The organism is Sinomicrobium pectinilyticum (assembly GCF_003725735.1).
Lineage (GTDB): Bacteria > Bacteroidota > Bacteroidia > Flavobacteriales > Flavobacteriaceae > Sinomicrobium > Sinomicrobium pectinilyticum.
On sequence record NZ_RJTM01000014.1, the window covers coordinates 1 to 14,918 of the forward strand.

Annotated in this window: 12 protein-coding genes; 5 read left to right on the plus strand and 7 right to left on the minus strand. The window is 45.4% G+C overall.

Features of this window, described 5'->3' with window-relative positions; all coding sequences use genetic code 11:
• Positions 1 to 311 precede the first annotated feature (311 nt).
• Complete coding sequence (locus tag ED312_RS03365) at positions 312 to 1,235, plus strand: right-handed parallel beta-helix repeat-containing protein (protein ID WP_123214619.1); 924 nt, start codon at positions 312 to 314, stop codon at positions 1,233 to 1,235.
• A 93-nt stretch (positions 1,236 to 1,328) separates the two neighbouring features.
• Here ED312_RS03365 and ED312_RS03370 read toward each other — a convergent pair whose 3' ends face one another.
• The 5 genes from ED312_RS03370 to ED312_RS03390 all read right to left on the minus strand — a co-directional run bounded on the left by ED312_RS03370 (position 1,329) and on the right by ED312_RS03390 (position 6,124).
• Positions 1,329 to 2,039 (minus strand): YebC/PmpR family DNA-binding transcriptional regulator, encoded by a 711-nt coding sequence (locus ED312_RS03370; RefSeq protein WP_123214599.1) that lies wholly within the window; start codon positions 2,037 to 2,039, stop codon positions 1,329 to 1,331.
• Between the two features lie 150 nt (positions 2,040 to 2,189).
• Entirely contained in the window at positions 2,190 to 3,002 is an 813-nt protein-coding gene (locus ED312_RS03375; protein ID WP_123214600.1) for a sugar nucleotide-binding protein, read from the minus strand.
• A gap of 11 nt (positions 3,003 to 3,013) precedes the next feature.
• Complete coding sequence (locus ED312_RS03380) at positions 3,014 to 3,925, minus strand: glutaminase (RefSeq protein WP_123214601.1); 912 nt, start codon at positions 3,923 to 3,925, stop codon at positions 3,014 to 3,016.
• A 65-nt stretch (positions 3,926 to 3,990) separates the two neighbouring features.
• A complete protein-coding gene (gene gcvT, locus ED312_RS03385) occupies positions 3,991 to 5,073 on the minus strand; it encodes a glycine cleavage system aminomethyltransferase GcvT (protein ID WP_123214602.1) in 1,083 nt (360 codons plus the stop codon).
• A gap of 328 nt (positions 5,074 to 5,401) precedes the next feature.
• The gene (locus ED312_RS03390; RefSeq protein WP_123214603.1) at positions 5,402 to 6,124 is read right to left on the minus strand and encodes an NUDIX hydrolase; all 723 of its coding nucleotides are present in this window, start codon (positions 6,122 to 6,124) and stop codon (positions 5,402 to 5,404) included.
• A 484-nt stretch (positions 6,125 to 6,608) separates the two neighbouring features.
• Between ED312_RS03390 and ED312_RS03395 the strand changes: the two genes are divergently transcribed.
• From ED312_RS03395 to ED312_RS03410, 4 genes are all read left to right on the plus strand, one after another.
• On the plus strand, positions 6,609 to 8,990 hold the full coding sequence (locus ED312_RS03395; RefSeq protein ID WP_123214604.1) for a glycoside hydrolase family 31 protein: 2,382 nt from the start codon (positions 6,609 to 6,611) through the stop codon (positions 8,988 to 8,990).
• A gap of 223 nt (positions 8,991 to 9,213) precedes the next feature.
• Entirely contained in the window at positions 9,214 to 10,608 is a 1,395-nt protein-coding gene (glmM, locus tag ED312_RS03400; RefSeq protein WP_123214605.1) for a phosphoglucosamine mutase, read from the plus strand.
• A gap of 85 nt (positions 10,609 to 10,693) precedes the next feature.
• Positions 10,694 to 11,149 carry a GNAT family N-acetyltransferase gene (locus tag ED312_RS03405; protein ID WP_240643008.1) on the plus strand — a complete coding sequence of 152 codons (456 nt, stop codon included), beginning with the start codon at positions 10,694 to 10,696 and terminating at the stop codon, positions 11,147 to 11,149.
• A 27-nt stretch (positions 11,150 to 11,176) separates the two neighbouring features.
• Positions 11,177 to 12,679, plus strand: coding sequence for an aminotransferase class V-fold PLP-dependent enzyme (locus ED312_RS03410; protein WP_123214606.1), 1,503 nt, complete (start codon positions 11,177 to 11,179; stop codon positions 12,677 to 12,679).
• 9 nt (positions 12,680 to 12,688) lie between these two features.
• Here the strand turns inward: ED312_RS03410 and ED312_RS03415 are convergent, their stop codons facing one another.
• Together ED312_RS03415 and ED312_RS03420 are read right to left on the minus strand one after the other, a co-directional pair.
• On the minus strand, positions 12,689 to 14,119 hold the full coding sequence (locus ED312_RS03415) for an arylsulfatase (RefSeq protein ID WP_317125657.1): 1,431 nt from the start codon (positions 14,117 to 14,119) through the stop codon (positions 12,689 to 12,691).
• Between the two features lie 201 nt (positions 14,120 to 14,320).
• Positions 14,321 to 14,740, minus strand: a complete 420-nt coding sequence (locus tag ED312_RS03420; protein ID WP_123214621.1) for a thiol-disulfide oxidoreductase DCC family protein — start codon at positions 14,738 to 14,740, stop codon at positions 14,321 to 14,323.
• Positions 14,741 to 14,918 lie beyond the last annotated feature (178 nt).

Here is a 14,918-nt window from a genome sequence, read left to right on the forward strand (position 1 = left end):
CTTAATTTCATTAAAAAATAACAATTTCCGGAATATTTTCTCGGGATAGAAAAACCCTCTATAGCCCGCCGGATGTTTAAAAGCGGACTTAGATTGCGAGGAATACTAAATGTATGCTATATAGGAAAATAATTTATTTAACTATAAAATAAAGCTGTTTACTAAAGTAGGGTATTACTGTGTTGTAAATTAAAAATTTAAAATATAAAACGAGGTTATTGTTGGCTTTTTAAAAGGAGCAACAATGCGCTATGGTTTTTAAAATAAATAATCAAGGTGATTATGAGATAACTAAACAAAACTTTTTTATTATGAAAACCCAAATCAAATTAATCCTGCTGAGCGGGATTTTAACGTTCTTAGCCTGTGAAAAAGAAGAGGACCTTATGACCGGGACAGCGTCTTCTTTAAATGAAGAGATTATTACTACGGAGCCGGATACTTCTCAAAAAGAAAAGAAAATGATCTCGGCCAGATCGGTTTCGGTTACCACCGAAGCAGATTTAAGGGCAGCTGTTTCTTCCGCCAATCCGGGAGATGTTATTACCATTAACGGTACCATATATTTAACACGCACTCTGGAATTAGCGAGGAGCGGAACTTCAAGTTCAAAAATTAATATCACCGGAGGAGTTTTAAATTGCGCCAACCAACCTTCCGGTAGCTGGGGGGTCAAGGTAAATGGCAGTTATTGGAATATTACTAATATGACCATAAGAAATGCTCCTGACTGTGGTATAGTATTTCAGCATGGCGGTCATAATTATGTATACAATGTAACCACTTCTTATAATGGAGATTCCGGTTTGCAGATTTATAACGGGGGCCATGACAACTATGTCAGGCAGTGTTATTCAAACGATAATTACGATTCGCAGAACGGAGGAGAAAACGCAGACGGATATGCCTGTAAATTGTCCGCAGGAAGAAATAACGTATTTGAAAACTGCACGGCACATCACAATTCTGACGATGGCTGGGATTTATATGGTCAACCCTATACGGTAACCATCAGAAATTGTACGGCCAGCAATAACGGATATGGCTCAAACGGAGACGGAAACGGTTTCAAATTGGGTAGTGCAGGACAATCCGTTCCGCATACAGTAACAGGTAATACAGCAAAAGACAATATGGCCTGGGGTTACGACGGAAACGGAAATACGGGCCATATTACCATAACCGGAAGCGGAGGTTCCGGTAACGGGAAAGGGCTTTTCACCAGAATATACTGATAACCAATAAGTAGCTATATTATTTAAAAGCCATCTGTTTTAAACGAGATGGCTTTTACGGTTAAATAAGAAATTATTTTTTACTTCTTTGAACTATTCTTCCATAGTGTGATAGACGTTCTGCACATCATCGTCGTCCTCTATCTTTTCCAGCAGTTTTTCAATGTCGGCCACCTGTTCGGGATCCAGTTTTTTGGTTACCTGAGGAATCCTTTCGAATCCGGAGGACAAGATTTCTATACCGCGGCTTTCCAGTTCTTTTTGTATGGCGCCGAAACTTTCGAAAGGGGCGTAGATAAGTATGCCGTCATCATCCATAAAAACCTCTTCGGCACCGAAGTCTATCATCTCCAGTTCCAGCTCCTCTATATCCATACCTTCCGCATTGATCCGGAAGTTGCAGGTGTGATCAAACATGAATTCCACGGAACCGCTGGTGCCCAGGTTTCCGTTGCACTTGTTAAAATAGCTTCTTATGTTGGCTACGGTCCGGTTGTTATTATCTGTCGCGGCTTCTACCAGCACGGCTATTCCATGCGGGCCGTAACCTTCGAAAAGGACTTCTTTAAAGTTTTCGGTATTCTTGTCGGAAGCTCTTTTTATGGCACGTTCTATATTATCTTTTGGCATATTTGCCGCCTTGGCATTCTGGATAATGGCTCTCAGGCGTGCATTGGTTTCCGGGTTAGGCCCGCCTTCTTTTACCGCAATTACAATATCCTTGCCGATACGGGTAAAGGTTTTGGCCATGGCGCCCCACCTTTTTAATTTCCGTGCTTTCCTGAACTCAAAAGCTCTTCCCATAAATATGATGCATTATTAAGTTATGTACTTCTGTTGTCGATCGTACAAAAATATAAAGTTCGATTTTATTGTCCAATTTATTTAGCGGACTGTTGTTTTTAAAGCATTTTAGAGACAGATTGTTGTTTCTCCGGGGACTTTTTATATGGCTCAACGGAGAACCGTACTTTTAATAACGTCTGCCACTTCGATCTGGTGCTGTTCCGGTAATTTGTTGTCTTTGGGCAGTACGGCCAGGAACCTGTCCGTGTTCCGGGTATAAACATTTTTGAAAAGCGGTTTTTTATATCCCAGTTCTTCCGAAATCTCCCGGATAAACTCATCGTGGTGTATGAGGTCCCGGCTACCGAGGTGATAAATTCCCGACTTATGCCTGTTCAGCAGGTAATGTACCTGTTGTGCTATTTTGTCTGCACAGGTGACATTCATTACCAGGTCCGGAAAAACTTCATAGGCTTCCCCGTTCTGCAAATAGTGTTTCAATTGGTTCAGCCGTGGTGAATTCGGGCCGAAAACCATGGGCATACGGGCTATGACATACTGCCATACGGGCAGCCGCAGGAGCATGTTCTCTATTTTTATCTTGAACCGGCCGTATATGCTCTCGGATAGCGTTTTGTCGTATTCATAAGAAGGAAAATTACTGAAGGCATCGAAAACATTCGCCGAGGAGAGGAAAATAATCCGGATGTCCCGTTTGGCTATAATGGTTGTTATTTCTTTGTGCAAGGCTACCTGTTCTTCGAAATTACCGCGAAGGGCAGAAATGATACAGCTGGGTTTTACGGCCTGGATTATGGATTCTACCGGGTCGGTTTCCAGGTTGAAATACAGGAAATGCTGGTTGCCCGCATAAGAAGTATTGGTAAAATAGGTACCATACGTATCATAATAGGGGCACAGCTCCCTGTAGAGGGTGCCTCCTATAAATCCGCTAGCTCCTAATATCAATATTCTTTTCAAACCGATTCGTATTAAAATATGGACAGTCCCGTTCTGGTGGTAAACACTTCCAGGGCCTGCATTCCCAACAGGGAGTTTCCTTTTTCGTTGAGCCCGGGAGACCAGGTGGAGATACAGTATTTTTCCGGATGTACGGCGACAATACCTCCGCCTACGCCACTTTTTCCCGGCAGGCCTACCTCAAAAGCAAATTCTCCTGCTTCATCATAAAAACCGCAGGTAAGCATTACGGCGTTGATCCTTTTTGCCTGGCTCGGGGTCAGGAACACCTTCCCGGAAGCGTTTTTACCGGAATTGGCGAACATATAGAATGTTCTTGCCAGCTGCCTGCAGGTCATGGACAGGGAGCATTGGTAGAAATAGAAATCCAATACATTTTCCACCTTATTGTGTATATTCCCGAAGGATTTCAAAAGATTGGCTGCGGCAGCATTGCGAAAACCGGTGGCTTTTTCCGAACGGGCCACGGCTTCGTTATAATTGATAGAATCGTCTTCCGCAAGTTCTCTCACGTAATTTAAGAAATCTTTCTTTGGATCGGAAAAATAAGAGAGAAGAATATCGCTGACCACTATGGCCCCTGCATTGATAAAAGGGTTCCTGGGAATGCCTTTTTCGAGTTCCAGCAGGGCCAGGAAATTGAATGGGTTCCCCGAGGGCTCCACATCCACCCGTTTCCAGAGGTCGGCACCTGTAAAATGGAGGGCTTTAGCCAGGGAAAGTACCTTGGATATACTTTGTATGGAAAACGGAATATCAAAATCTCCCGTACCGTGCTCTTCTTTATTCAACATCAGCAGATAAAGGCCGAAACGGTTGATATTCACTTTCTCCAGCTCCGGGATATAGGAAGCTACAGTACCTTTTTCCGGGACATTTTTTAATGTGGCATGAATTTCTTCCAGGATATTCTGATATTCCATTTACTCTTATTTTTCACGGGAGACAGGTCACGGTTTTTCCGTAACACCCCGTCTTCCCGAAATATTTATTTCTTGTAAAACGGCAATTTTACCACAACCGCCGGAATTGCCTTTTTTCTTACCTGTATATGAATGGTATTCCCGGCTCCGGCCAGTTCCGTAGGGACATATCCCAGTCCTATACCTTTTCCGAGAGAAGGGGACATCGTGCCACTGGTCACATTTCCTATAACCTTGCCTTCGCCGTCTACTATATCATAACCTTGCCTGGGAATGCCTTTTTCCGTCAGTTCAAAGGCGACAAGCTTCCTCTTTACACCGTTTTCCTTTTGCTCCTTAAGTGCCCCGGAATTGACGAAGTCTTTGGTGAATTTGGTTATCCATCCCAGTCCGGCTTCTATCGGTGATGTGGTGTCGTCAATATCATTGCCATACAGGCAATATCCCATTTCCAGCCGGAGCGTATCCCGGGCAGCAAGTCCTATAGGCTTTATACCGAACCCGGCCCCGGCTTCGAAAACCTTGTCCCACACCTGTTTTGCATCTTCGTTTTTGCAATAAATCTCAAAACCGCCGCTACCGGTATAGCCCGTAGCAGAGATAATAATGTCCTTTACCCCGGCAAATTCACCGGTTTCAAAACTATAGAAGGGGATGGCCGACAGGTCAACGGGTGTAAGTGACTGCATAGCTTCCACGGCTTTTGGCCCCTGGATGGCAAGCAGGGAATAATTTTCCGACACATTCTCCATATCTGCCCCGAAAGTATTCTGCGATTTTATCCAGTCCCAGTCTTTTTCTATATTGGAGGCGTTCACAACCAGCAGGTATTCTTCCTCACCGAGTTTGTATACGATAAGGTCGTCTACTATACCGCCTTTATCATTGGGCATACAGCTGTATTGTGCTTTACCGACGGTAAGCCGGGAGGCATCATTGGAGGTTACTTTCTGAATAAGATCCAGTGCGTTCTCACCTCTGAGAAAAAATTCTCCCATATGGCTCACATCAAAAACGCCTATGCCGTTTCTGACAGTTTCGTGTTCTGCATTAACCCCTTCGTATTGTACAGGCATATTATATCCTGCAAAAGGTACCATTTTGGCCCCAAGAGCGATGTGTACATCGGTCAGTGCTGTATTTTTCATAAGGCTGTATAATTGTGTTAGTGTGTAAACTGATTTTTCAAACAACTTGTTGTTCTTGCAACCGGGAGAAAAATGCCTGCCGGAAAAAACGCTGCTAAAATATTCAAAAAATAGGGAGTAGTAAAAGAAAGTGGGAGGGAATGTGGAGATTGAATCCGGCAGTACGGATATTAAAGGGGTATGGATACTGCAGGACTGCATTATGGTGCAACCCTTATAAGTACAGGATACGAATCTGTCCGTTTACACAGTTGTCCGGGAATATTATCTTTAGCTCCGGTATTCCCCCCAGGGAAAACATTTTTTAACCTATACGATTGCAGAGTGATTAAAACTCAAAGTTAAAGCCTTTTTCCGTGAGTTTCTCATAGATCCCGGGATCGAATTTGTACAACTGGGCGGCCCGGTGCGATACGTCTGTCTCTTTTTCATTCAGGGGAACCAGGAGTTTCATGCGAAGGAACTTCCGGCGGAAATTAGGTTTGTCCATTTCCACTTCCAGGATTTCCTCATAGAGGTGCATCAATTGTAACAGGGTGAATTTTTCCGGGAGCAGGTTAAAGCCTACCGGGGCCTGCCGGACCCTTCTTTTTAAGCGTTTCAGGCTTACTTCCAGGATATCGGCATGGTCATAAATAAGTTCCGGTACATCCTTTACCTTATACCATTTAACGGCAGAAGCGGTGAAACCGGGAGTTAACCGATAGTCTTCTTTTTTGATAAGGGCGTAATATCCTATAGTAATTACCCGGCTGAGGGGAAACCTTTTGGGGCTGCCGAATGCTTTTAGCTGTTCGAGATAAATATTGTCTATTCCGGTCAGTTCCCTTAAAAGCCTGTATGCCGCGTCATCTATACTTTCTTCTTTCCTGATCCACCCTCCGGGCAATCCCCACTTTCCTTTGCTTATCCCTTCGGCATGCTGGACCAGTAAAACTTCCAGCGTACCCTCATTAAATCCGAATATGGTGCAATCAATGGTTACTGTATCTACAACATCTTCACTGTCCATCTCTTTTATAGACACGGAATCAATGGCTTTTTTATTCATTTGTATCTTTTGTTTAAGTTAAGTTCTGCGCCCGACCAAAACAGGCTGCAAAGTTCTTGTTTTTCCCGGTAAGAGGAAAGGGGTAGAGAGATTATTATCAATAGGATTATAAATATCTCATTTTTTCGGTAATTACAAAAATTATATTACAAAATATTGCAACATTCAAAATTATTAAGTACACTTGTAGTCAATGTAACTATAATCGAAATGATATAATAGTCCCGGGTCTAACTGTTTACATTAAAGCATGTTATTTATTGGTCAGCGGTAAGGAGTTATGGGATTTTGGAATTGGTGTTGCCTGACGAACTTAATAGACTAATCACCACTGATTAAAGTGCAATTTCATTCTTTATCAAAACGTCTGCACCTTTCAGTGCGGCGTGGTTTAGTTTTTTGAAGGAGGGGAGGGTATTGTTTACGGTAATGCGGCATTAGTCCTAACGGAACTTCCAAGTATAATCAAACCAAAAATACGCTTATGAAAAACCGATGCAAACTGGCTGTTTTAGTTCTTGTTGCAGGGTTGAGTCTGCCTGCAACGGCACAACTGCAAAATACGGGTATTCTCAATGAACCGCCGGATATCAGCAAAGATTTCGAAAATTATAAAAACACCTTTTACGTAGCTGAAGAACTGGCATCCTTCGATCCGAAAACAGCTACGGGAACTGTAAAGTACAACCGGTATAATTTTGCCACGCGACAGGCTTTTAACAACATGCTTTCCCGCCTGGAAAAAGCCAGGGCCAATGAATTTCCGACTACGGAATATGCCGTTTCCCCCGAACTTCCGTTCCGGATACAATTTGTAACGGACAGGACCATACGGCTTCGCATGAGCTCGGGGCCGGATTTCCGCAAGGAAGAGGAGTCGTTGATGCTGGTCAACGGTACTGCGCCTTCGGACATGAAATCCTGGAAATATAGCAGGATAGACGGAGGACATAAGTACACCGGTGAACACGGGAGCGTAGAAATATTGGAGAATCCGTGGCATGTTAAAATTTATGATGCGGATGGCAGGTTGTTGACCGGTACCCTGCACCCGGAGGATGTGAAGAATACTTACACCCCGGTAACCCCTTTTTCCTTTATCCGGAGAGCGGAAGACTATTCCAGGAGCATGGCTGCCGTATTTTCCATGTCCCCGGAAGAAAAGATATTCGGTTGCGGGGAATCCTTTACCCGGTTCGACAAAAGAGGGCAAAAAGTAATACTCTGGACGGATGATGCCAACGGGGTACAGAACGAGACCATGTATAAACCTGTTCCGTTTTATATGAGCAGCAGGGGATATGGTGTGTTCATGCATCATTCCACTCCCATAACCGTGGATTTCGGCAAATATTTCAATGCGGCAAACAGTATGATGATAGGGGATGACGAAGCCGATATTTTCCTGTTTATCGGGGAGCCCAAGGATATACTGAACGAATATACCTCGTTAACCGGAAAAGCGGAAATGCCGCCCCTGTGGTCTTTCGGTTTCTGGATGAGCCGTATCACTTACTTTTCGGAAAAGGAAGGCAGGGAAGTAGCTGATAACCTGAGAAAACATAAAATCCCCAGCGATGTCATCCATTTCGATACCGGATGGTTTGATGTGGACTGGAGAAATAATTACGAATTTGCCCGGGACCGTTTCGAAAATGCGGAAAAAATGATCGCGGATATGAAGAAGGACGGTTTTAACGTATGTCTTTGGCAGCTTCCGTATTTTACCCCCAAAAACACCCTGTTCTCCGAAATAGTAGAGCAAGGGCTTGCCGTCAAGGACAGGAAAGGCAATATACAGTATGAAGATGCCGTACTCGATTTTTCAAATCCCGAAACCGTGCGCTGGTATCAGGATAAAATTGCCGGCTTATTAAGACAGGGCGTGGGTGTTATTAAAGTGGATTTTGGAGAAGCCGCCCCCGCTTCCGGACTCTATCATTCCGGCAGGACCGGGTTCTACGAACACAATCTCTACCCGTTGCGGTATAACAAAGCCGTGGCCGAGGTTACCAAAAGGGAAAAGGGATATACCCTTATCTGGGCCAGGAGTACCTGGGCCGGAAGCCAGCGCTACCCGTTGCACTGGGGAGGGGATGCAGCTACGACAAATACCGCCATGGCAGCGACATTACGGGGAGGATTATCCCTGGGACTGAGCGGTTTTACCTTCTGGAGCCACGATATAGGCGGGTTCGTAACAAAATCCCCCGAAAACCTTTACCGTCGCTGGACCCCTTTCGGGATGCTTACGTCACATGTCCGGAGCCACGGGGAACCACCGACAGAACCCTGGGAATACGGAAAAGATTTCCTGAATGATTTCCGTAAGGCCGACAATATGCGATACCGGCTTATGCCTTATATATATGCCCAGGCCAAACACAGTTCGGAAAGAGGATTACCTATGTTAAGGGCTATGTTCGTGGAATACCCGGACGATCCGGGCTCCTGGCTCGTGGACGACCAGTATCTTTTCGGTTCGTCTGTGCTCGTTGCCCCGCTCTTTGAAGATGTTACCGAAAGGAATATATACCTCCCCCCGGGAAAATGGATAGATTACCAGACCCGTAAAGTCTATGAAGGCGGGTGGCACCGTGTGAAGGCAGGAAACATTCCTGTTGTAATATTGATCAGAGACGGTACGGTATTGCCACATATAGCCCTGGCCCAATCTACCAAAGACATGGATTGGAGCAGACTGGATCTACAAGTATATTCTACAACGGGCAGTGCCGAAGGAAAGGTATACCTCCCGGAAGAAACTGATATAAAAACGGTGAAAGTTGTTAAACGAGGGAATGGGTATGTCCTGGAAAACGATCCGTACGGAGGAAAAGTGAAATGGAATATAACGGAGCCGTAAAAAATGCTGCTGTGTTAGGTATTACAGGTCGGGAAGTCATATTTCCCGACTTTGTTTTTTCAGAGGGAGAATTTTTAAAGGATTTGTCCTGAATCTAAAACAGTAAATCCGGAATCTGAAAGCAGATAATTGTATATTTGTTCTGTTTTTTTATGACAAAAACAGGATTACAGTACTATTTTTATCAATAGCAGGCAATAAAACAACAACACTTAATATACTTATGACACTAATAAAATCCATATCCGGAATACGGGGGACCATAGGCGGGGCCCCGGGTGATAATCTGACCCCGATAGATGCCGTAAAATTTGCTGCTGCATACGGAACCTGGCTGAAAGAAGAAAACCAGGGAAAGGAAAAACTCAAAGTAGTAATAGGAAGAGATGCCCGGATATCGGGAGCCATGATACAGGGCCTGGTTATTCAGACACTCACCGGTCTGGGGATAGATGTCGTAAAACTGGATTTATCCACAACGCCTACGGTAGAAGTGGCAGTACCGCTGGAACATGCGGACGGGGGAATCATACTCACGGCCAGTCACAATCCCAAACAATGGAACGCCCTGAAACTGCTGAACCATAAAGGCGAATTCCTCAATGCTGCACAGGGCGCCAGAATACTGGAACTTGCCGAAGCCGAGCAATTCGAGTTTGCCGATGTGGATTACCTGGGAAAAGTGACGCTGAACGAAGCCTATATCGATATACACATAGATGAAGTGCTCAACCTTCCGCTGGTAAATGCCAAAGCCATTAAAGAAGCCCGTTTCAGGGTGGTTGTAGATGGTGTTAACTCTACCGGGGGTATTGCCATTCCCCGTCTGCTCGAAAGGCTGGGAGTAGAAGTCATTAAACTCTATTGCGAGCCTGACGGACATTTTCCGCACAATCCGGAACCGTTAAAAGAACATCTTACGGATATTTCGGAACTGGTGGTCAAAGAAAAAGCCGATTTCGGTATTGTGGTCGATCCGGATGTAGACCGTTTGGCTTTTATGGGTGAAGATGGCGAGATGTTCGGTGAAGAATATACCCTGGTAGCCTGTGCGGATTATGTATTGGGTAAGACGCCAGGCAATACGGTGTCTAATATGTCTTCTTCCAGGGCGCTGCGGGACGTTACCGAAAAGCACGGCGGCAATTACCGCGCCAGTGCCGTAGGTGAAGTGAACGTAGTAGCGTTGATGAAAGAAACCAATGCCATTATAGGAGGAGAAGGTAACGGGGGAATTATTTATCCGGAATTGCATTACGGACGGGACGCGCTGGTCGGGGTGGCCCTTTTCCTGTCGCTCCTGGCCGAGAAAAATATCCCGGTAAGTGAGCTCAGGGCCGGTTATCCTTCCTATTTTATGAGCAAAAAGAAAATACAACTCACCCCGCAGATCGATGTGGATGCCATACTGAAGGAGATGGAAGAAAAATATAAGAACGAAAATATCTCGACGGTAGATGGCGTTAAGATCGATTTTCCGGAAAACTGGGTTCACCTGAGAAAATCCAATACCGAACCAATTATCCGGATCTATACCGAGGCAAAAACCCAGGATGAGGCCAATACACTTGCAGATAAGATAGTAGCAGAGATCGAAAATCTGGTAACCGTGAATTAATCTAATCCCTTACCGGCTCCGGCTTAATATCATTTTGGCAAACAATAAATATTATCTTAGGGTTAATAAAAATAAGCATTAACAAGTGATTGACGAACATTCTATAGACCAGGCCGGGGAAGGGGAGTTCGACGAGATCGTGGAAGTCTGGGAAGCTTCGGTCAGGGCTACACATGATTTCCTGAAAGAGGAAGATATAGTGTATTTCAGGCCTTTGATCCGCAATACCTATTTAAAGGCACTGGATGTAAGGTGTATCCGGCGAAGAGGGCATCAGCGCATCCTGGCTTTTATGGCCGTTTCCGGCTCTAGTATTGAAATGCTTTTCATACATCCGGAGGCCAGGGGAAAAGGCCTGGGCAGGAAACTTCTGCAATATGCCGTGGAAGAAATGCATGCGGATAAGGTTGATGTTAATGAAGATAATTTGCAGGCCGTGGGTTTTTACGAGCATATGGGGTTCAAAACGGTGAAGAGGTCGGCACTGGACGGTACGGGAAAACCATATCCCATATTGCACATGTCACTTGATAAAACATAGATTTTCAGCTTAATTAATATTCAGAACATGGTAACAACAGCGGAGGAATCCAAAATATTCCGGACGGAGCTTGAGGCGTATTTCAAACCGTTCCGGGATAATATTGTGGGGATAGACCAGGAATTCGAATCACCTTACGGGAAAAAACGCATCGTGTATACCGACTGGACGGCGAGCGGTCGTTTATACCGGCCTATCGAGGAAAAGCTGTTACGGGATTTTGGTCCCTATGTGGCCAATACCCATACGGAAACCACCGTGTCCGGAACAGCGATGACGGTAGCTTACCATGAAGCCCGCCACATCATTAAAAAACATGTGAACGGAAAAGAAGATGATATACTCATTACCTCAGGGAGCGGAATGACGGGAGTTATCAATAAATTCCAGCGCATTCTCGGGCTTAAGGTACCGGAAAACCTCAGGAAACATACCACCATTCCCGATGACCTCCGCCCCGTGGTTTTTATCACCCATATGGAGCACCATTCCAACCAGACATCATGGCTGGAAACCCTGGCCGTTGTAGAAGTGGTCCCGGCAGACGATGAAGGACTGTTTTGTATGGAAAACCTGCTGGAATTACTGGAAAAGCACCGTGACCGTCCTTTAAAGATAGCTTCGGTAACCGCATGCAGCAATGTAACGGGGATACGAACCCCTTACCACGACATAGCGAAAGTAATGCACCGCCACGGAGGTGTGTGCTTTGTGGATTTTGCCTGCTCCGCACCTTATGTGGAAATAGATATGCATCCGGAAGATAAAGAAGCGTCGCTGGATGCTATTTTCTTCTCACCCCATAAATTTCTGGGAGGCCCCGGGACTTCCGGGGTATTGCTGTTCAATAAAAAATTATACAAGAACATGATCCCCGATTCCCCCGGAGGAGGGACAGTAACCTGGACCAATCCCTGGGGAGAGCATAAATACATAGAAAATATCGAAGAGCGGGAAGACGGGGGAACGCCGGGATTCTTGCAGGCCATTAAGACCGCCTTGTGTATCCGCTTAAAAGAGCAGATGGGCGTAAAAAACATCCTGGACAGGGAGCATGAAATACTGGAACAGGTATTTAATTTCCTTTCCGATGTCCCTAATGTTAAAATACTGGCACCGCAGCATAAAGACCGTTTGGGAGTGTTGTCTTTCTTTATAGACGATCTTCATTATAATCTCGGGGTGAAACTGCTTAACGACCGGTTCGGGATACAGACACGTGGCGGGTGCAGCTGTGCCGGTACTTACGGACATTACCTGCTGCATGTGGACCAGGAAACCTCCAGTAAGCTGGTAGAAGAAATAACGCTTGGTGACCTGATAAAAAAACCGGGATGGATACGGATGTCCATTCACCCTACATTAAGCTGTGATGAGATCCGGTATGTGTGCGAATGTATCCGGGCATTAGCCGAAAACCATACGGAATGGGCCTCCGATTATGCTTATGACAAGTCCAGGAACGAGTTTCTGCACAAATCCCATACAACGGATACGGGGACGCAGGTAAAATCCTGGTTTGAATTCTGAGAAACGTCCTTAAAATGAAAACAGCGGGTTGGGCGTATGTGCTTCCTGCATTATACGTTCCATTTCCTTTACGATCTCCGGGTGTTTTTTCGCAACATTGTGTTTTTCTCCCGGATCTGTTTTGAGGTCGTACAGCTCCAGCGGCGCATGACGGTTCTTTTTCACCTGTAGCCGTACGGCTTTCCAGTTTTGTTTGCGCACGGCCTGTTTGCCGCCCTGCTCGTAAAATTCCCAGTACAGGTAAGGATGTTCGGCCTGTTTACCCTTTCCCAGTAGTTCCGGGACAAAAGAAATCCCATTGATGTTTGCAGGTAGTTTTTTAACACCGCCCAGTTCCGCCAGGGTAGGCAATACATCCCAGAAAGCGCCAATATGGTCGCTTATCCGGCCGGGCCCGATCTTACCCGGCCAGTACGCGATAAACGGTTCGTGTATCCCGCCTTCATAGACATCTCTTTTCACTCCTTTATAGGAGCCGCTGCTCTCGAAAAAAGCGACATCTTCCATGGTGCGACCTCCTTCTATATGAGTACCGTTATCACTGGAAAACAGGATCAGGGTATTCTCATCAATGCCTTTTTCTTTCAGCAGTTGCGTTATACGGCCCGTATATTTGTCTATGCTGCTCACCATTGCGGCGTAGGCCGCCTTAGGATAAGGTTGTCCCCCGTAATGCTTCCCGTCAGGCCAGGGTTTTTCCGGCATGAACCGGCTTTCACCGGACTCATTGAGGTACGGTTCCATATAATTTTCCGCGGTAACGAGTTCCGCATGAGGAAGGGTAAAAGAGAGGTAGAGAAAAAAAGGTTTATTCTTCGGTTGTTCTTCTATAAAACTCAGCGCTTCTTCCGCAAATATCTCATTGGCATAACTGCCTTCGGGCGTGTCGAATTTTTCCAGTTTGCCATTGCGGATCCGCCACAGTGAATCCGGACGCTGGTAATGGGCATCAACATGGTGGAGATGGCCTGTAAAATGATCCCAGCCTTTTTTCAAAGGTTCACCGGGAGTACCTTCAAGCCCTAATCCCCATTTGCCGTACATAGCCGTAGTATACCCTTCTTTTTGCAATAATTGCGGAATAATGGTATCGGTTTCACGGAGCGGATATTCCCCGTTACCGCGTATGTGGGTTATTCCCGTATGTTGCCCGGTCATAAGGCTGGCACGCGAAGGGGCACAAACGGTACTGCCGGCATAAAACTGGGTAAAACGCATTCCTTCTGCCGCCAATCGATCGATATGGGGAGTAAGAATATGCTCCTGTCCGTAACAGCCTAAATCGCCTATCCCCATGTCGTCTGCCAGGATGAAGATGATATTGGGAACGGGTTCCGGGGGCGGGGAATCCTGTTTTTTTGTTTTGGAATTATTACACGATCCCATGAAGAGACAGCTACATAGACAGAATAAAGTAATACGGGCGTTAAGGTGTTTCATCTGTTCATTTCTATTTGGCTTCAATGGGTCAGATGTTATTCGCCATTGAACATTTCGTCCCGATAGTCCCGATCCCGATAATCCCGATAACTATCGGGATCGGGAGATATCAACTCGGATTGTTATGGATCATTTCATAATGATATGATCGATTCCCCTAAAGATAGAAATAAAAAAAAGTGTTCGAAAACTTTTTGAAGATTACTTCAGGAATTTGGCTTTTAATCCGGGACCGGGAATCATGCACTGGTCTTTTTTGCCATACCATTTATAGCGGTTATGCGCAATAAAATCGTACAGCAGGTCCCTGAGTGTGACAGGAAGAATATATTCGAATACTCTCAGGAAAGACCACCCGCCACCCAGTTCGGAAGCGATCTCAATGGCGGCCTGTGATTTGGTATAATACGCCACATCGGGCTCTATAAGGACAATAGAATCGGTTTTTTCCGGGTCAATGCCCCGTTCTGCCAGCAGTTTTTGCCCCGGTTCACTTTGCAGGGAAGCAAAACGGAAAATATCTTTTTTGTCCCTCTTGATAACAAATTGTACGGAACTGTTGCAAAGATTGCAAATCCCGTCAAAAAGAATGATTTTTTTATTTTTTTCCAAAGCATCCATAGCAATAAAACGCCTTTCGTTAATTCGTGCGGACCGCAAATCCACAGGTTTTATAAATAATCCTGCCCGTCCGGCAGGGTGTTCTTTGGTTATTGCATTATCCGGACAACATCCGTCAGCCCGATACAAGCCGGTTACCCGCTTCAGATACGAAAGCCATTGGAACTGTATCCGAAAC